Genomic DNA, 18,686 nt, shown 5'->3' with positions numbered 1-18,686 from the left:
TTATGTCTGAAACCATTATTGCCATAGAAAATCTGAGGAAGTCCTTTAAAAAGGCTTCTTCTCAGGATTTGTTGGTTCTTGAGGACGTTAATTTTAAATTACAGGAAGGTGAAATAGTCGCTTTATTGGGAAAATCAGGTTCGGGAAAATCCACATTGCTACGGATTATTGCCGGATTGGTTGCCCCATCGAGTGGAACGGTTACTTATCGAGGGAAACCGGTTACCAGACCCGTGGCAGGAATTGCCATGGTATTTCAATCCTTTGCTCTTATGCCTTGGCTTAATGTGCTGGAAAATGTAGAACTTGGTCTTGAAGCACAAGGTATCAGTCGTGATGAGCGTAGGCATAGAGCAATTGAAGCCATTGATATTATTGGTCTTGACGGTTTTGAATCAGCATTTCCAAAAGAGCTGTCTGGGGGGATGCGACAAAGGGTTGGTTTTGCTCGTGCTTTGGTAATTAATCCTGACGTCTTGTTAATGGATGAACCGTTTTCAGCACTTGATGTATTAACTGCAGAAAACCTAAAGTCTGACTTGCTGGAATTGTGGAAAGAAAAGAAAACCAACACTAATGGAATATTATTGGTAACCCATAATATCGAAGAAGCAGCTACTCTTGCTGACCGAATTGTGATTTTTGGAAATGATCCTGGATATATTCGAGCTGAATTACCGGTGACTTTACCACAACCTCGAGATCCTGAAACCCCGGAGTTTCGTGCTTTAGTTGATAAGATTTATACCTTAATGACTACGGGCCCCAAAGAAAAGGCTAAACGTGCGCAAAGAGAACGTCAGATTGGTTTAGGTTACAGGTTGCCTGATGTTGAGCCTTCAGAATTGTCAGGATTGATTGAAACCATGAAATCATTTGAGGAACGCATTGATTTACCTGAACTTGCTGATGAGCTCATGATGAATATTGATGATTTGTTTCCCATTCTTGAAACTTTGGAAATACTTGGTTTTGCCAAGGTATCCGCAGGAGACATACAACTCAGTGATTTGGGGAAACAGTTTTCCGAGGCTGATTTGCAGGAACGAAAGCAGCTATTTGCTCAAAGGTTATTGGAAAAAGTTCCCCTTGCCCGCTATATACGCAGGGTTTTAGATGAAAAAGTAGGGCATCGTGTTTCTGAAGAGCGCTTTTTAAGTAAGTTGGAAGATTATTTGAGTGAGAAAGAAGCGGATCGTGTTTTACGTACAATGATTGACTGGGGGCGATATGCTGAAATATTTGCCTATGATTTCAATACTGGAATTTTAAGTCTGGAAAATCCGGGTAAGGGTTTATAAGGACGCGAGTAAAAGGTAAGCCCCTATCAGGGATTGCTGTGCTTTGTTTGTTTCCCATATCCTGCAGTTTTGATAAGGGAAACAAATAGGGCAATGTTCAGGATAGCTTAAGCTGATTTTCGGACCAGGTAATCGAGGATCTGAAATAAACGTTCCTGGCTACCGGCCATTTGCAAATCGGTTTTATATTTGTTGTTTATCACAAACGCAGGAACGGCATTGATTTGATAACCGGCCATTAACGTCATGCCATTTTGCACACGCATATCAATAGTCGGCGAGTTTTCAAAAGCACTTTTGGCAATTTCTTTATCAACACCATGAGCTACAAAAAAATCTATCATTGATTGTTTTGATGACAAAGGTTTTTTCTCTTCCTGAATGGCTTTAAATAATTGAGGGCTTAATTTCTCAGATAAAGCTAAGGTTTTAGCTGTATAGTATGCTTTGGCATATAATTCCCAATCGGGTTTGAATACTACAGGAACGCGATCCAGTTGCACGTTGGCTCCCATTTTACTTGCCCACTCATTTACTGAGGGATCAATTTTATAGCACCAGGGGCAACCATAGCTGAAAAACTCGGTAATCACGGGTGTTTTGCCTTTATTGACCGATTGTTGAGGATTGCTGACCAGTTGGTAATCCTTACCTTCTACAAATTCGGCTGCAAGTGCCATAGCAGGTAACAACAACAGAATACAGATTAATTTTTTTAGCATGTTTAATTCCTTAGTATAAACCTTCAATATAATGGGCTACTGCTTCCATATCATCCTGAGTCATTCTGTCACTGATATCTCGCATGATATGGTTTAAGTCATTTGTTCGTTTACCGTCTTTAAATGCCTGTAACTGCATCACTGTGTATGCTGCTTTCTGGCCAGAAAGGACTGGAAAACCAGCTTGGGCATTACCTGTGCCTTTGGGGCCATGGCAGGCAATACACGCCGTGATGTGTTTATTAAAATCACCGCCTCTATAAATTTGTTCGCCTCGCTGCAGGTATTTTTTAGGAGTAGCCCCTTCAGCAAGTGGCATTTTAGCATAGAATGATGCCAAGTCATTCATATCTTGTTCATTAAGATTGGCGATCATCGCAGTCATGGTAGGAGCGATACGCAGTGTTCCTGCTTTCATGTCTTTTAATTGTTTTACCAGATATTGTTTATGTTGACCTGCAAGATTAGGCCATTCTGGTGTAGGACTTATGCCTTGTTGACCGTGACAGGCAGCACACACTTGAGCTTTATTCTGCCCTGTTTGGGGATTTTCCTGTGCATATATAACTGCCGGGATGCACAAAATTAGAGTGAGTGCTAATTTTTTCATCGCTATCTCATAAAAAATTAATCATTTAATGGTACACTGCTTAGGTCAAAATCCCAAAATGAAATTATATCCTATGTTAGTAAATTTATATTCTAAAGCAGTATTTTTAAAAAGTGCAGCCCGAGTTGACCAATTACCTGAAGATATCGGTTATGAAGTCGCATTTGCAGGCCGATCAAATGCCGGTAAATCCAGTGCTTTAAATTGTTTAACCGGTATAAAAAGTCTTGCCAGAACCAGTAAAACACCAGGCCGTACACAATTAATCAATTTATTTTCATTGGATGAACAACGTCGACTGGTCGATTTGCCGGGTTATGGCTATGCGAAAGTAGCACTGCAAGTGAAGTTGGAGTGGCAAAAAAATCTGGCACACTATCTTGAGGTCAGAGAGAGTCTTAAAGGTTTGATTCTGTTAATGGATGTACGCCATCCCTTAAAGGATTTGGATCAAATGATGATAGACTGGGCTTTGAATCGCCAGCTTCCTGTACATATTTTATTGACTAAGTCTGATAAATTAAGTCGTAGCGATGTAAAAAATACAGTCCTTAAAGTGCGTAAGCATTATGATTTGGCTGATCATTTGATTTCTGTTCAATCCTTTTCATCTCTGAAAAAAGACGGTATTGATGAATTGGTTGCATTATTAAATTCCTGGTTTGCATTGGATTAGGCTTTGCTTCAATACACGTTGTTTTTATAGTGACTTGGATACAGTGTAAATTCAGGGCTTTTTTAACCATCTCCTTTCTTGTAAGCAATAATTCACCATTGAGTTGTCAGCATTGAGCATGGACTAATCATGATAATACCATTTTGGTTGGATAATGATTAGTTTGGTTTGTTTGCGAATCATCTGTATTGATTTGCAACTCTCATGGGTGTTATTATTTCACATGGTTCAAATGTAGTTCAATGAAGACATGAGTAGATTTAAACTTTTTAACAATTATTATACAGATCACTATAAGCCAAAATTTCAATTCATCATAAAAAGTAAACTGGGCAGGCAAAATGGCTCAGTATTATTTGATTTATTTCATAATCTATTCAGTATGCATCCCTTGGTAAAACTCAGAGGGCATTTATATAAAGTGAATGTATTGAATCAAATTAATAATAGTCCACTTGCTATGGAGCAACTTGTTGCGTTGTTTCATAAGACGAACAGGACCACATTGAGTTCAAAACTGGTGAGACTTGTATCGGCAAGCTCGTTAAAAATTGAACACTTAATTAAAATATGCAAGAGATTTCATGTTGATATTACAGACGATATTTGGGAATGGATCAATCATCAGCTGTTGAATGCTACTCCTGTATGGAGCTCTGCGTACACACATCCAATAAGAAAAGCATGGGTCCATTATCTATTTGAAAATCCAGATCGAAAACCAGAGATAGATCCGGAATTTGCCAGTATTACCATTTGTGGTATTAAACTGAATGAAACCTTACCCTATATCTTTAATACCTGTCATCCAATAGCGGTCTGGTTTAGTACCAAATCAACCGTTGCACTGCGAGAGAAGGAACAACAATGTTTGATCGATAGAAGCGATCATCCATCAACTGTGACCAATACATTGATTTATAGTTCTGCCTTATTGAATTCACAAGCCCTTAAAGAATTAAAAACATTTGCCTTAGAATATTCTATCATCTTGGTTGATATTGATCATTCTAAGTTAATTTTATCTCCGCTCTCAGCTAAGTTGCTTCAATTGGTCAGACTCGAATTACAAAACTTAGGTCACGGTGGTAATCCTGCCGCGGCTTCAGATCTGGTGCGTTGGATACCCGAATTGATGAGAGGTAAAGTTTATGCGGATATTGATCTTCCTTTGAACTATCGGAACATCGAAAAAGTACATGCTATTAAAAAAGCAGGTATTCCAGTAGTTGTAAATATGGGATCAATTGTAACACCTCCGAGTCAAAAATCAGGTACGGAGCGATGTGCGATAAATACAGACATTATTGCGTATAGCGATTGTAATGATACTGCAGTGTTTATGCGTAAAGTTGCTGTACAATTAATTAAAATATATGAGGATCCTTTTACTGCGTTAATTGAAGCTAAAGCTGAAATTTGTGAAACGGCGGCATTTAAGCAAATTCAAAAGCGAAAAGGAACTCTTTTTGACTTAAGAAAAGCAGTGGAACAATGTAAGACAATTGCAGACTTTTATAAATTTGTTGGCGAGATCTTGTTTGGCAAGATATTTCATCTATCAAAAGATCAGGTTGCTGAGTGTTATTTTTCAATTAAATATGCCAATATGAATCCCAAGTTCTTATTCAGGAATGAACGTGATCCTCAGTTGATAATAAAACAAGTATTACAAAAATACTTTAAATCACTGGTTGAGGAAATTTCTGGGCCGGGAGCTATTTATAAGGCTTTAGGTGGTGATGCGTTATTTACCAGCGGTGAATATCGTCCTGCACGAATGATTCCTTCAATACCGATTAGGGCTTTAGAAGGATACGCCTGTTCCAATGGGATGACTGATTTTATGTCAGATAACATACCACCATGGAGAACACTTGAAAATGATCTGAATCAAATGCAATTTAATTCTTCGGGATTATCCTGGGTTCCAGAATCCGTAAAATTATAAATGATGAATGGAAGCGAATGGATGATTGATTTTTATACAATAATCACACACCCATCCGCGAAATGGAATCTGCTAACACTTCAGGCACATTGTGAGCACTGAGTTCAGGAGTACAGTGCTGACGAGATTCCCGAAATTATTGAGCGGTTATTTAATTAAAATTTGTTCAGTTCAGAGAGGTCCTTCATCAGCTCTTCAACAATATGAGGGTTGGATAGAGTCGATAAGTCGCCTAATTCGGAAATGTCTTCCACCTCATGGCCGGCTATTTTTCGTAAAATCCTGCGCATTATTTTACCCGATCGGGTTTTGGGTAAATCAACAGCAAAATAGATTTCATCTGGCTTGGCTATAGCACTAATCTCATCTTTAACCTGCTCGATTAATGCCGCTTTTAATTGATCGTCGCCAACATGACCCTGTTTTAAAATGACAAATGCGAAAATCCCCTGTCCTTTTATGTCGTGTGGAATACCCACTACACCAGCCTCTGCTACACTGGGGTGGCTGACGAGGGCGCTCTCAATTTCTGCGGTACCGAGGCGATGCCCTGAAACGTTCAATACATCGTCAATACGGCCAGTAATCCAGTAATCGCCTTCTTTATCTCGTTTGGCACCATCACCGGTGATGTAATAGCCATTCATTAAATAGGTAGTACGATAACGTTGATGATCACCTGCTATAGTTCTGGCGATTGAAGGCCATGGATATTTTATAGCCAAGGATCCTTCTCCTGCTTCATGTATTTCAAGTCCTTGTTCATCTAATAATACCGGAACAATTCCTGGGACTGGGTGACTCGCTGCACCTGGTTTAATTATAGGATCATCCGATCTGGGACTAATCATGATGGCTCCTGTTTCAGTTTGCCACCAGGTATCAACAACCGGACATCTTCCTTGTCCTACTTTTTGATGATACCAATTCCATGCTTCTGGATTAATGGGTTCACCAACAGTTCCTAACAGGCGAAGGGACGCTCTGGAGCTTGTCTTTAACCATTCGTCACCGGCACGCATTAATGAACGAATTGCTGTAGGTGCTGTATAGAAGACACTCACCTGATATTTATCAATAATTTGCCAATTTCTTGCCGGGTTTGGCCAGGTAGGTATTCCTTCGTACATCAGCGTAGTGATACCGTTACATAAGGGACCATAAACCACATAGCTGTGACCAGTAATCCAGCCTACATCCGCAGTACACCAAAATACTTCGTTATTCTGGCAATTAAATATCAATTGATGTGTATATGCTGCCTGCAGCAGATATCCACCAGTGGTGTGAACTACCCCTTTAGGTTGTCCTGTACTCCCCGAGGTATATAATATAAATAGAGGGTCTTCTGCATTCATGGGTTCAGGTTCACATTGAGCAGTTACCTTCTGTTTGAGTTCATGCCACCAATGATTGGTCTTGGCATTAAATGCAACGGGGGAATTGTCTTTTTTAATGATCAAGGTTTGCAGGTTCAGATTCTCACTGGCTTCATCTGCCTGTTCCTTTAAATTGACAGTCTTCCCACCGCGTTTAAAGCTGTCAGCAGTGATTAAACATTTACACTCGGAAGCGATTAAACGTTGTCTTAGGGCATGAGGTGAAAAACCGGCAAAAACTACTGTATGGACTGCTCCAATTCGGGCACAGGCCAGCATGGCAATAGCTGCTTCGGGTATCATCGGTAAATAGATACCTACTTTATCTCCTTTTTGTACATTCAAATGTTTCAGTACATTACTCATTCGACACACTTCGTCATGTAATTGAGCAAAGGTCAGCGTTTTGTGTTCTTGTTCAATATCACCTTCCCAAATAATGGCCGGTTGATTTGCTTTTTGCGGTAAATGTCGATCAAGGCAATTGGCGCTGACATTTAACTGGCCGCCATTAAACCAGGTGACATCACCGTGTTTAAAGCCCCCCTCAAGAACAGTATCCCAGGGGCGAATCCAATCTAAGGTCTGACTTGCTATTTCAGACCAGAACTCAGTTAATGATTCCAGCGTGTTACTCAGTTTTGGATGTGATATATGTACAGGGTTCATTTTATACCTCGTCGCCTTTGGCAATCATTTTGATAATTGCCGAGAAATCGGACTCGCCGAGTCCTTGATCGATAAAGTGTTGATACAGTTTGGTTACCTGGGCTCCCAAGGGAGTTTTAACATGCGCTGACAGGGCAGTTTCCTGACTTAATTTTAAATCTTTTAACATCATTGCAGCAGCAAAACCGGGTTTGTACTCATTGTTAGCAGGAACATTATCTAATACTCCTGGAACAGGGACGTATTTGGTCATTGCCCAACATTGTCCCGATGAGTTACTTACTACTTCAAAGAGTTTTTCAGCAGTTAATCCCAGTTGTTCTGCCAGAATAAACGCTTCAGAAACAGCGACCATTGAAATACCAAGAATCATGTTATTGCATATTTTTGCGGCCTGACCACTACCAGAGCCACCAGTATGAATAATTTTTTGTCCCATATTGGCAAGAATAGGGCGGGCTGCATTAAACGCATCAAGATCACCGCCAACCATGAAGGTGAGCGTAGCGGCAGCTGCTCCAGCTACACCGCCGGATACTGGTGCGTCCACAGAGCGCATGTGGTGCTCTTTTGCCATCTGATGGAACTCGCGAGATGAGGACACATCGATGGTAGAGCAATCAATGAATAAAGTGCCTGATTTTACATTGCTGAATAAACCATCTATTCCTTTACATACACGTACCACTTGTTCCCCTGTTTGCAGCATGGTAATCAAGACATCCTGTTCGTTTGCTACTTCGTGCTGAGTGAGCGCAACCAAGCCACCAGCTTCAGCAAAATGAGTCCGGGCAGACTCTTGCAAGTCATACCCGGTGACCTTATGTCCTGCTTTGAGCAGATTAATAGCCATGGGCAAACCCATATGCCCCAATCCTATAAATCCTATTCTAGCCATATCTAACTCCATAATAATTAATAGTGTTCCGTTTAGGAGCTGTTAACAATTCTTCTTGAATAGCCTACTTCCCGCGCATAAAGAGCGCGGAACGTAGGCTCTAGAATCAATTGTCAACAGAGCCTGATTGGTCATGTTAATGAGTAGGCATAGCAAAAGCACTTCCCTTTAATTTGGTGACGGGCCATTTACTGGTTACTGTTTTACGTCGTGTATAGAAATGGATGCTTTCTTCTCCGTGCATGTTGGTATCTCCAAAGGAGGAACGTTTCCAACCTCCAAAGGGATGATTCGCAATAGGCACTGGAATGGGAATGTTCACTCCGATCATACCAACCTGTACCTTTTGGCTGTATTCACGGGCGGTAAATCCATCCCGAGTAAATATGGCAGTACCATTGCCGTATTGATGTCTGTTGACCAACGCCAGAGCTTCATCAAAATGATTAACCCTTACTATGGCGAGTACCGGTCCAAAAATTTCATTTTGATATACTGACATCTGTTCCTTCACGTGATCAAAAAGACAGGGGCCCATAAAGAAACCTTGAGGGTATTGCGGATGCTTAAATGAGCGGCCATCAATAATTAATTGAGCTCCTTCGCTGACTCCCTTGTCAATTGCTGCCAGAACATTATGACGGTGGGCGCTGCTGATTAATGGCCCCATGTCGGTGCCAGCAACATCTCCGGCATCTATGTTCATCGCACGAATTTGTGGCGCCATTTTGGCAATTAAAGCATCAGCGGTCTGATCGCCTACAACAACTGCTACAGATAATGCCATGCATCGTTCACCCGCAGAACCATATGCTGCACCTACAATCGCGCTGGCGGCTTGATCCAAATCAGCATCGGGCATGACGACACAATGATTTTTAGCACCACCAAAAGTATGAGCGCGTTTACCATAGGCTGTAGCGGTAGCATATATGGACTGCGCGACTGGTGTAGATGCTACAGCAGTAAATGCAGCTATATCAGGATGAGCCAATAAATGTTCGACAGTTACTTTATTGCCCTGCAAGCAATTGACAACTCCAGGAGGTAAGCCGGCGTCATTTAATAATTCCATTAAACGTATTGGGGCAGAGGGATCTTGTTCTGATGGTTTTAATATAAATGTATTGCCACAGGCAATGGCTGGAATCATCATCCAGATAGGAACCATCACTGGAAAGTTAAAGGGCGAAACGCCAGCGCATACACCCAGAGGTTGGCTGAAGGTATGGCAGTCTATATGACTGGCTACATCTGCAGAGAAATCACCTTTAAGCTGATTGACCAGTCCACAATGTAATTCAACCACTTCTATGCCACGTGCAACGGAACCTTTAGCATCGTCCAGAGTTTTACCATGCTCGCGGGTAACAATACGTGCCAGATCCATTTGATGCTTTTCTAATAAATCTCTGAATTTAAACAGGATACGTGCTCTTTTGATTGCAGGGGTCTGAGCCCACTCAACTCCCGCTTCTTTTGCCGTTGCTACTGCTTTATCGCAGACTGCTTTAGAGGCAAAATGAACTTGACCAATGGTCTCGCCCAAGGCCGGATTGAAAATAGGATGGGCTTCAGTATTGGTCTCATTGATCAGTTGACCACCTATAAAATGCGGTACGTTATATCCCATTGTTAAACTCCTTTTTTTTATTATGCGTATTGAGCGCCGTATGCCGGTGCTTAAATGAATCACATGGTTTATTGCTGGATTCGTTTAAACTGATGAGTGATTAAACAGACTGAAAATGTATCTGAGAGTCATCTGGTTTAAAGTGAACCGTTAACTTAACATTATAGTCTTGATTGTTTATTCAGTTATTGTTTTTAAGGTTACTTGATATTGGCGCCTGGTTTTATTGTTTTGTGAGCCGAGCGTTTCCACCACTTCATAATGCATTGGATTCCCTGCATTTTCCAGCGCATTTTGTACGGCATCATCAATACCTGACTCAGAAAACCCTACAAAATCTTCTATACTTTTCATAGACATCCCTTTATTATTTATCCAAAAAAAAATATAGTTTAGCATGAAGTAAAACTATTAAGGTACTCAACTTCCTGATATCTTATCTGAGAATATAATTTTAATGACGAAACATATGATTGTTTCATTGAATTATTTGTACAATAATGAAAACAAAAAGCAGTAAGGGAATAAGCTATGGGAAAAGGTATAATTCTACGTGTTTTGGAAGGTACTGTAATAACGCCTGAGTTATCTAGTACATTAGATACTCTCATACCCAATTATCAAATCGAATATTTTCAGGAAAAACCCAATTACAGGCGAAGTTATGAACGACGAATAAACAGTCTTCATGATGCCTTTTTGTTCATGCTGGATGCATATCCTCTGGATCCCAAATATACAACCTTGACAGCCGAAACATTAAAAGCTTATGCAAGCGAAGTTAAACAATCCTGCGATTTAACAAAAGACTCTGTTGAAGAGTTACAAAAGGAACTGGAACTCTATACTGCCAAATTGGTTGAAGTAATAGCAACTTCCTGGAGTTGGCCGAAAGGTACTGCGATTGAAGAGGGAATCGCCTGTTTGAATGAAGCAGAGCAGTATGTATTAATGAGTCGAGGACGTCCCGACCTGGCAACATTAATGCCCATGCAAATGGAGCATGGTACAGAGTATATTTTACAGTATGATGAATCTCTTCCTCCTTATTCCGACGAATTTTTAAAAGAATTAAATGATTTAAAATCAAGAAATTACCCAAAAACGCCGGTATGGTTTAAAAATACTGAAGAATTTCAAAAAGCTTATTTTACTCATCTGAAGTTAAGTCCCCTTGAACCTACGGTAATCATGCAGGATATCAATTCCTTTATTGCACGTTGGGATGAGATAAAGAAAGCATCGCTTAACATCGCTGCTGAATTAGAACAAATTTATAAAGATATTCAACCGTACCCTACCTGGTATAAAGATAAAACTGAAGATCCCAGGTCTATGGGGTTTAGTAAAGCTCAAAAGGAAATGATCAAAGTATTAGCAGCTGAGCCCGGTAAGTTTGATGCGAATTTAACTAAATTTAAAGAGTATATACTGGATAAAAAAGACAGTGTCGCATTCAAGAATTCTCTTGATAATATCGCCAATCTTCCTTTGTGGTATTGGTCGTTATCCAAGGTACAACAAAACTTTTTAGCTCACGTTCTCCAAAAAGCGGATCGGGTCGAAGATGTGGTGTCCTTTTTATCCAGTCGCCACAGGACATTACCTATTCCAGCAAACTATGCGGTACATAGTCTATTAAAAATTAATCCTCAAGTTGTCAATATAGATAATACTTTTGATGTAAAACATCTATATGGAAAACGCTTTAGATCCAGCCATATAGTAAGTCGTGATGTTTTGGATGCTCCCGAATCAGTTCAACAGCGACATAGCGATGCAAATTTTGCCAAGGTTATGGAGCATGCAAAACCGGGACAGCTGTGTTTATTGCAGACGTTAATCAGTCCAATTCACGCGGTGGACTATATTCCTTCAATGGTTTTGGAAAATCTGCCAGTTCCACCTGATCTGGAATTATTTAAATACGCGCGATCGACTGTTCAAAGAAGCGGAAAAGCGCCATCTATTTTACAACATAATCATCCTTTTAATTATGCGAAGTACTTCTATTATACTGCTTCAGATGATGCTGATAGTCTCCATTTATTAAAGACCGCGCAAACTTATGTGGCCAATACTCCCGGATTGCAGGAGCTTTTAGAGGAGTATAAACGAGTTCTTGAATCCCCGCTTGGTTCGGCGACCTTTTGGGATTATGTTGGAAGAGAGCTGTTTTTAACTTCATTAGAGCAGTTGATTACCTTGACCATAGACGGTCATAGCTACGGTTCCTGTGTAAGCGGAAAGGATAGAAAAGCCATCGAGTTAATGCATACTGACGCCATGATTTTATATAAAGAAAAATATGGAGTCTGGCCTAAATTCGGTATACCGAGCGATAAAATAGAGCGTATTAATTTTGTTAATATATTTGTAGATATCTATATGTCGCGACAGCAGCATGAGCATGCGGGACAAAACGCTCCTGGATCTGACGGTATAAAAACCCCGGATATGTATTTGCCAGCTGATATTATCGAGGCGATTAATGCTCGTTTAGGTACGAAAAAAGGTGTGAAATATGATGATGTGATGGCCACAGGCAACGAAGTTAAAAATATTAGTAAAAACCTGGAGTCATATTTTTTACCTGAGAACGTTTTGCTCTGTAAATTAACTGCCAGGCAATTAGGAGAGGATGCCTGTACCAAACTTTATGATGCATTAACCGCATTAATCAATCAAAAAAGTCTATTTCAAAAGCCTAATGAGTGGAGTTTGAGCTTGTTTAAAAATAAAAAAACTACTGATTCATTTACTGGGATCAGACAAATTCGCGGTGTGATGCAGGATAAAAATGCAGGTGACGATAATATATTACGATTGGAAAAAATATTTTTAGAAATATTAAAACGACCGGTATCGAATTCAACGCGAACAACAGAAGCTAACTCGATATATGATCGGAACAGAGATATAGTATTATCAATGTTTAACGTTGGTGATGTAGGCATTGAATCTCTCGCTGAGAAAGCAGTGGTTGAATGGACAGAATTATTTGAGGCTTCCAAACGTGCTAATAGTAGTGCTCTAGCCTATTAGCAGGTGATTAATAGCGGTACAAACACATTATTCAAAAGCTCTATGTAACGTGGCTTGGTTCTTAACGACTCTACTTTTTATACGTCATCCTCGCGAAAGCGGGGATCCATTAGGCAAACACAATCAGGTGCTAATTTGATGCATGGATTCCCGCCTGCGCGGGAATGACGCAAATTTAATCCAGAACAGATCGTCATTAACCAAGTGAGTAATTAAATGCTAGGATTCCTTAGCGCTTGGCTGCATTACTGCTTCTCAACCAAATGAAAAAAAACTTCTTTCTCTGCTAGCTGTGCGCGTTTTACAACAAATGCTCCAGGCCATAAATCAGGGTATTTAATCCCATTACTTTCTGGCAGGCAAGCAATACTCCTGGCATAAAACACCGACGGTCTATACTGTCATGAGTAATTGACAGTGTTTCTCCAAGGTTGCCGAAAATCACTTCCTGTCGGGCGAGTACCCCAGGCAGTCGTAACGAATGTATATTGATATCATGGTGAGAACCACCTCGAGCACCGGGAATTAATTCTTTTAATTCGAGCGTGTTTTTTTTATTTTTTCTTGCTGCTGCGATCAATTCCGCCGTTTTTAATGCCGTCCCTGATGGAGCATCCAGTTTTTGTTGATGATGGGTTTCTATTATCTCTACTTCAGATAAATATTCAGAAGCTTTGGCTGCAAACGTCATCATTAACACCGCGCCTATTGAAAAGTTGGGAACAATAATTCCCCCAAGATGTCGAGATTCACATTCTGCAGCTAACTCTTTGATTTGGTTTGCAAGTAATCCTGATGTACCAATAACTGGACAGGCACCATGTTGGATAATGGTCAGAGCATTATCATAGACACAATCTGCACGAGTTAAGTCAACGACAATTTGAGCATTAGTGCTGGTTATGGCTTGACCCAGATTATCTTGTTTTGTTAACTGGGCTACTAATTCAAAATCATTATGATTAGCTAGCGTTTCACAGGCAAGAGAGCCCATTTTACCATTCGCTCCATTAACAATAACACGAGTCAACATTATTTCTCCAATTGGTATGCTTGAAACATTAAAAATCTGTACTGGTTTATTCTTCTTGTTCGTCTTTGGACGCTAAGTTTGAAGGATGAACTGTACGCCAGGCCCAAATTGTTGCAAAGGGCCATCCAATGACAGTAGCCTGCATGATTAACGCGACTATAGCACCACCCGGATTATCACGAATCAGGAGGACTAGCCACGGAAAGAAAAGCGCTAGAATTGACATAATTATTCGTTTCATTATGAATCCACCATTTGTTAAATTATTAATTATAGGCTTATCTTAATGCATATTTCTAATCGGATACACATCAAGGAGTATTTAAGTCTTGATTTTAGTACCCTGAATTGCTCCATAGTACTTGCAAACACCCGTTAAACATTGTACATTGTGCGCTCATTTCTAAAGTGAATAACCGTATTATTCCATTTTCTAATTTCGGACATGAAAACCAACAATGCACGGTCAATAGACTTTATCCAATCAAATAACTTGAGTTATTTTCATCCTATAATACTTTCTACAACAAAGGTACCATAATGAGAAAACAGGAGCTGCATCCACGCACCGCTGTAATCAATAAATCCCAAAAAAATCAATCCAAACGAGCTCGATCTGAGGCTTTGATTTGGCTTGCTGCTAATTTTCCCAGTGCATTTGATAATTCTTTACGAATTCGTCCTTTGAAAACAGGTATAATGGATGATATTTTGCAGTATGCAGATAAAGCTGCAGAAGCTGGTATTTCTAAAAGTAAACTAAGAGAAGCGGTTGTGGTATTTACTCGTCGTCTTGACTACCTGGCTTGCCTGAAAGCTCGTGAAAAACGAATTGATTTGAATGGGAATACAGTCAGCGATGTTTCCGAAGAAGAGTCTGAGCATGCAGCAGCCAAAATAAAGAAACGAGTAGAAAAAAGCGTACGAAATGCGCGAAAAATTGTGGCAGCTAAATCATCTTCACAACCTGTCAGCGCAACGCATCAACAGACAAATGGATATAATAAACCAGTGAATCAGGTTGCAGCCGCCTCCAGCGAAGATTATCTGCCAACCTATCCAGTCAGATCCCCGGCTTACAGTACGCAACACGCCGCGACACAACCAGTCAGAACCGCTGCTGTAGTGGTGAAGCACAAAACCACGAGACAGTATGATCCTGATGCTGTGGCTCGTCTTAAAGAAAAACTGGGCTTATCCCGCAATGCAGAGGAAAAGAAGGAGACCGCCGAATAAATGAATATACGAACTTTATGGCTAAGTTTACTATTCGTTCAATCAACTTTCGCTGCGCCGCATTTTGTTCAATCAGCCCCGTTTTTTAATGGTACATATGATTTTAAAGGGGCTGAATTATGTGCTACTGCCAAACAAACCTTAGCTTATTTGAATAAAGGTTCGAGTTATGATCCGCAAGTGATTCATGGCGGTAAGACAGTCACCATTTCTTTGACTCGAGTAAAAGCGACACTGGAATTTATTTGCCGAAATCAGGAACAATTAAATGATCCTGCTTTTGTTAAGCAACATTTTGATTTTATCCGTTGGTATCCTGATAAAAACCATGCGAAACAATTGTCAACCAATAAGCCCTTGTTAAAAAATCTGCCTGAAGATCGCATCTTAATGACCAAATATTATGTTCATTTAGCTAAGGCCAGTCTAAATAAAACATCCAGAATGCCTTATGCTCTTTATGGCTTGCCGGCGGATGAACACGGTTTAACAATTGAAGAAGCAGAGTTGAAGCCTGGATTAATTCGCTTGAAGTATGGAAAACAGGCTATATTAGCCGGTGCACTTAAAAATCAGCCCGTGCCCGTTCTGGCTTATTTAAGTCGCGAGGATTTAGAGGCCGCTTTGTTACAAGGCACTGTAGTGGCTGATTTTGGTAATAATAAGAAGAAAATTTTTAATGTCCACAGAACCAACAACATTGCCTATGATCGAACTAAAGCGCCTTATCAACAGGAGCGTTATTGGTATTTTAAGCAGGTTGATGGAATCAAAGGTTATGGTAAAGACGCTGATCATAAAATTACGGTCAATCCCAAAGTAACCTTTGCCGCTGATTTGAAGCAATTTGGTCTGGGTAAAGTCTTATTGGTTCAGTATCGTGAACAATCAGGTCAGTTAATCTCAAGAGCAGGGATAATGGCAGATACAGGCGGCGCATTTGCAGATAATTTATATCAAGTTGATTATCTTGCAGGAAGTTATCCGGGTAAAGAAGCCTTTTATCACGAGACACACCATTTGCCAGATTACGTGGAAGCTTATATTATGATTTTAAAAGATGTGAAATCAAATTAAAGACCGGTAGTTAAAGAGAGTTAATATTGGTAACCAGGGATGATAGATATGACAAACGATAAAATAGTTCTTTCTGGATTAGTCGGATTAGTGGCCGCACTTTTGGTTGGAACAGGCGAGTTTCTACTGCACTACACTTCTGAAGGTTATGGTTCGGATATTCCTTACCAATTTATGATGCATATCTCCACGCAAAGATTGAGTTTTGGGCACTTCATTGCTGTATTATCAGCTCCGCTTTATTTAATTGGATTTTGGCATATGTATAAAATGCTGGAACCTGCTGGTGGTAAGCTCCCTGCAGCTATAGCGATTTTGGGCGGATATGGTTTTATTATGGGGATAGTCTGGATCGGTTCCCGGTCAATGATCGCGTCTATAGTGCAATTAAGTAGTGATGCAGCTAATGTAAATCTCCTCATCAATTCTTATCAGTTTTATGATGAAACGCTTTTGCAGATTATTCGTCTTACCACTTTGTTGCTGTCTTTAGGTTTCTTTTATCTGGTTCTAAAAGGAAAAACCAATTATCCAGTATGGATGAGTTTTTTGAATCCATTTTTTCTTTTAATAGCAGTTTTTTCCATCTACCTTCTGTTGCCAAGCATCGGTAAATTCATTATGCCTATAGCTATGAATGTGGCCTATGCTGTATTTTTTTCAATTTCTACCTGCATTGCCCTGAAATTAAAAAAAGTAGATGAATGATCCTATAGTGCCAAATGATTTAAATGCATCAATTAAAATTGATTGTTAATCAGTTAAAAGGGTACGCATCAATAGTTTAGACGTCCTGTGTTTTGTTCACCGGACGTCTAAATCGAGTTTTTAACACATCTTAATTAACTATCAGGGTTGTATTTATTTCAGGTTTATCAAATTGTTTATCCGTTCCATTCATGTAATGTATGGACAGAGATACAATTTTATCTATTTTGCCTAACCCAAATATGATTTGGTTTCCTTGATAGGCGCAAAGACCTTGGGTTGGTACAAAAAATCGAGTAAGAGTTTCGCCATTTTCCAGTTTTAATGTTAAAACAGCACCTAGGGCCTCAGGTTTATTCGGCATAATAACCTTTAAATAATTATTTTTACCGCCTTGATTAATAAATACTTTTAAAGGTCCATTCAGATTGGTATAGATTAAATCGGGATATCCATTACCAGTCAAATCAGTACTTAAGGGGGATATGCTGTAGAAAGGATTTTCTGCATTAGCCTGTTTTTCCACTGAAACATAGGTAAAGTCAGGAAGTTCTTTAAGTAAACGTCCTGGTAAACGAAAGAGTTTATGCAGAGGGAAGGAGATGTAGTTTTGTGCAATAACCAAATCTTGATATCCTTCATTTGTAAAATCCTGGAATAATACCCCCCAGCCAAATTCATAATTTGCAGTTTTTGTTTTCTTGGCGACATCTTCGAATTGGAAATTTCCTTTATTTTCCAAAAATATATTCTCACGTAACAACGTTTGGTCTTTGGTTAAATCGCCTCGAACAATAAGATTGGGTGGGGCAGATCCGAAATTCCACCAATAGAAGGGACCTATATTGCTAAAAAATAGATCGGGTCTGCCATCTTTGTTGTAGTCACCTACAGCAATTCCCATTGGATAGGAGTACACATCGGATGTTGGATTTGGCATGTTTTTAAATTTCAGGTCGCCCATATTTTTATAGGTTCTTACCTGGCCAGTATCATGAGCTACAACCAGATCCAGCTGATTATCATTATCCAAATCAACGAACATGCCCTGGAAGGTATTATGAATGTAATTCAGACCCGCTTCATCAGTGATGTCGGTAAACGTATTATCGCCATTATTTTTTAGAAGTAAGCTTTTGGCACCGTAATTTTTTTTGTTAAAAATTGATTGTCCTTCAACGTAGGGCGGTTTAACGTAGGTTGCTACAAAAAGATCAACTGTTCCTTTTTTTTGCAGGTCTGCTATAGCTATGGAGATAGGTGCATATCGTTCATCTATGGCCACATCCAGCTTTTTGATAGTAAACACGCCATTTTTATTTTCATAAAAATAGATGCCGCTGTCTCGTGTAACAAATAAATCAGGCTTTCCATCACCCGTAGCATCGACTGCAACAACACCATAAGTTGTATCTTGTTTTGGCTTGGTAATACCCGCTTCTTTCGTAACATCTATAAAAGCACCCTTACGATACACAAACAGTTTATCCTGCTGATTGTATCCACCTCCGACAAAAAGATACTGTTCCCCATTTCCCATTAAATCAAATAGTGCAGCTCCCATAAAGGGCAAAGAATTTTTGGAATCGAATTCATGAGTAAAATCTATATCTGCTGTTTTGAAATGAGGAATATCTGTTGGGACTTGTTGTTCTGGATAGGGATTGGTAGGCCAGGTGATTACTCTAATGATGACAGCGATAACCGCTACAACTATTACACCAAGTATTATTTGTTTAATCATTTTA

16 protein-coding genes are annotated in these 18,686 nt (G+C 39.8%); 7 read left to right on the top strand and 9 right to left on the bottom strand.

The genetic code is table 11. From position 1 onward, the window contains the following. Positions 1 to 2 precede the first annotated feature (2 nt). Complete coding sequence (locus tag Lqua_RS03775) at positions 3 to 1,301, top strand: ABC transporter ATP-binding protein (protein ID WP_058472937.1); 1,299 nt, start codon at positions 3 to 5, stop codon at positions 1,299 to 1,301. Between the two features lie 107 nt (positions 1,302 to 1,408). Here Lqua_RS03775 and Lqua_RS03770 read toward each other — a convergent pair whose 3' ends face one another. Together Lqua_RS03770 and Lqua_RS03765 are read right to left on the bottom strand one after the other, a co-directional pair. Next, entirely contained in the window at positions 1,409 to 2,023 is a 615-nt protein-coding gene (locus Lqua_RS03770; protein ID WP_058472936.1) for a thiol:disulfide interchange protein DsbA/DsbL, read from the bottom strand. 10 nt (positions 2,024 to 2,033) lie between these two features. Further along, complete coding sequence (locus tag Lqua_RS03765; RefSeq protein ID WP_058472935.1) at positions 2,034 to 2,633, bottom strand: c-type cytochrome; 600 nt, start codon at positions 2,631 to 2,633, stop codon at positions 2,034 to 2,036. 73 nt (positions 2,634 to 2,706) lie between these two features. Here Lqua_RS03765 and yihA point away from each other — a divergent pair, with 73 nt between their 5' ends. Together yihA and Lqua_RS03755 are read left to right on the top strand one after the other, a co-directional pair. After that, the gene (gene yihA, locus Lqua_RS03760; protein WP_058472934.1) at positions 2,707 to 3,309 is read left to right on the top strand and encodes a ribosome biogenesis GTP-binding protein YihA/YsxC; all 603 of its coding nucleotides are present in this window, start codon (positions 2,707 to 2,709) and stop codon (positions 3,307 to 3,309) included. Between the two features lie 250 nt (positions 3,310 to 3,559). Continuing rightward, positions 3,560 to 5,260: a glycosyltransferase family 88 protein gene (locus tag Lqua_RS03755; RefSeq protein ID WP_058472933.1), complete on the top strand. Its 1,701-nt coding sequence runs from the start codon at positions 3,560 to 3,562 to the stop codon at positions 5,258 to 5,260. A 155-nt stretch (positions 5,261 to 5,415) separates the two neighbouring features. Here the strand turns inward: Lqua_RS03755 and acs are convergent, their stop codons facing one another. The 4 genes from acs to Lqua_RS17820 form a co-directional block, all read right to left on the bottom strand. Then, the gene (acs, locus tag Lqua_RS03750) at positions 5,416 to 7,308 is read right to left on the bottom strand and encodes an acetate--CoA ligase (protein WP_058472932.1); all 1,893 of its coding nucleotides are present in this window, start codon (positions 7,306 to 7,308) and stop codon (positions 5,416 to 5,418) included. A gap of 1 nt (position 7,309) precedes the next feature. Continuing rightward, positions 7,310 to 8,206 (bottom strand): 3-hydroxyisobutyrate dehydrogenase, encoded by an 897-nt coding sequence (gene mmsB, locus Lqua_RS03745; RefSeq protein WP_058472931.1) that lies wholly within the window; start codon positions 8,204 to 8,206, stop codon positions 7,310 to 7,312. Between the two features lie 136 nt (positions 8,207 to 8,342). Continuing rightward, the gene (locus tag Lqua_RS03740) at positions 8,343 to 9,839 is read right to left on the bottom strand and encodes a CoA-acylating methylmalonate-semialdehyde dehydrogenase (RefSeq protein ID WP_058472930.1); all 1,497 of its coding nucleotides are present in this window, start codon (positions 9,837 to 9,839) and stop codon (positions 8,343 to 8,345) included. Between the two features lie 177 nt (positions 9,840 to 10,016). After that, positions 10,017 to 10,193, bottom strand: coding sequence for a dodecin domain-containing protein (locus Lqua_RS17820; RefSeq protein WP_083501243.1), 177 nt, complete (start codon positions 10,191 to 10,193; stop codon positions 10,017 to 10,019). A 177-nt stretch (positions 10,194 to 10,370) separates the two neighbouring features. On the opposite strand from Lqua_RS17820, the gene Lqua_RS03735 reads away from it, so the two are divergent. Further along, the gene (locus Lqua_RS03735) at positions 10,371 to 12,884 is read left to right on the top strand and encodes a hypothetical protein (protein ID WP_058472929.1); all 2,514 of its coding nucleotides are present in this window, start codon (positions 10,371 to 10,373) and stop codon (positions 12,882 to 12,884) included. A 301-nt stretch (positions 12,885 to 13,185) separates the two neighbouring features. On the opposite strand, the gene dapB is transcribed toward Lqua_RS03735, so the two are convergent. Then, positions 13,186 to 13,917 carry a 4-hydroxy-tetrahydrodipicolinate reductase gene (dapB, locus tag Lqua_RS03730; RefSeq protein WP_058472928.1) on the bottom strand — a complete coding sequence of 244 codons (732 nt, stop codon included), beginning with the start codon at positions 13,915 to 13,917 and terminating at the stop codon, positions 13,186 to 13,188. 46 nt (positions 13,918 to 13,963) lie between these two features. Next, positions 13,964 to 14,158: a hypothetical protein gene (locus Lqua_RS03725; RefSeq protein ID WP_058472927.1), complete on the bottom strand. Its 195-nt coding sequence runs from the start codon at positions 14,156 to 14,158 to the stop codon at positions 13,964 to 13,966. Between the two features lie 299 nt (positions 14,159 to 14,457). Between Lqua_RS03725 and Lqua_RS03720 the strand changes: the two genes are divergently transcribed. Genes Lqua_RS03720 through Lqua_RS03710 form a run of 3 tightly spaced genes read left to right on the top strand, consistent with a single transcriptional unit; the run spans position 14,458 to position 16,938 of the window. After that, positions 14,458 to 15,153, top strand: a complete 696-nt coding sequence (locus Lqua_RS03720; RefSeq protein ID WP_058472926.1) for a ProQ/FinO family protein — start codon at positions 14,458 to 14,460, stop codon at positions 15,151 to 15,153. Further along, positions 15,154 to 16,230 carry a hypothetical protein gene (locus Lqua_RS03715; RefSeq protein WP_058472925.1) on the top strand — a complete coding sequence of 359 codons (1,077 nt, stop codon included), beginning with the start codon at positions 15,154 to 15,156 and terminating at the stop codon, positions 16,228 to 16,230. A gap of 48 nt (positions 16,231 to 16,278) precedes the next feature. After that, on the top strand, positions 16,279 to 16,938 hold the full coding sequence (locus Lqua_RS03710; RefSeq protein ID WP_058472924.1) for a DUF6796 family protein: 660 nt from the start codon (positions 16,279 to 16,281) through the stop codon (positions 16,936 to 16,938). Positions 16,939 to 17,068: 130 nt separating this feature from the next. Here the strand turns inward: Lqua_RS03710 and Lqua_RS03705 are convergent, their stop codons facing one another. Continuing rightward, the gene (locus Lqua_RS03705; RefSeq protein WP_058472923.1) at positions 17,069 to 18,682 is read right to left on the bottom strand and encodes a CRTAC1 family protein; all 1,614 of its coding nucleotides are present in this window, start codon (positions 18,680 to 18,682) and stop codon (positions 17,069 to 17,071) included. Positions 18,683 to 18,686 lie beyond the last annotated feature (4 nt).

The organism is Legionella quateirensis, assembly GCF_001467955.1.
Taxonomy (GTDB): Bacteria; Pseudomonadota; Gammaproteobacteria; order Legionellales; family Legionellaceae; genus Legionella; species Legionella quateirensis.
The sequence above is the reverse complement of the archived record's forward strand: the minus strand, read 5'-3'. Positions and strand labels throughout refer to the sequence as shown.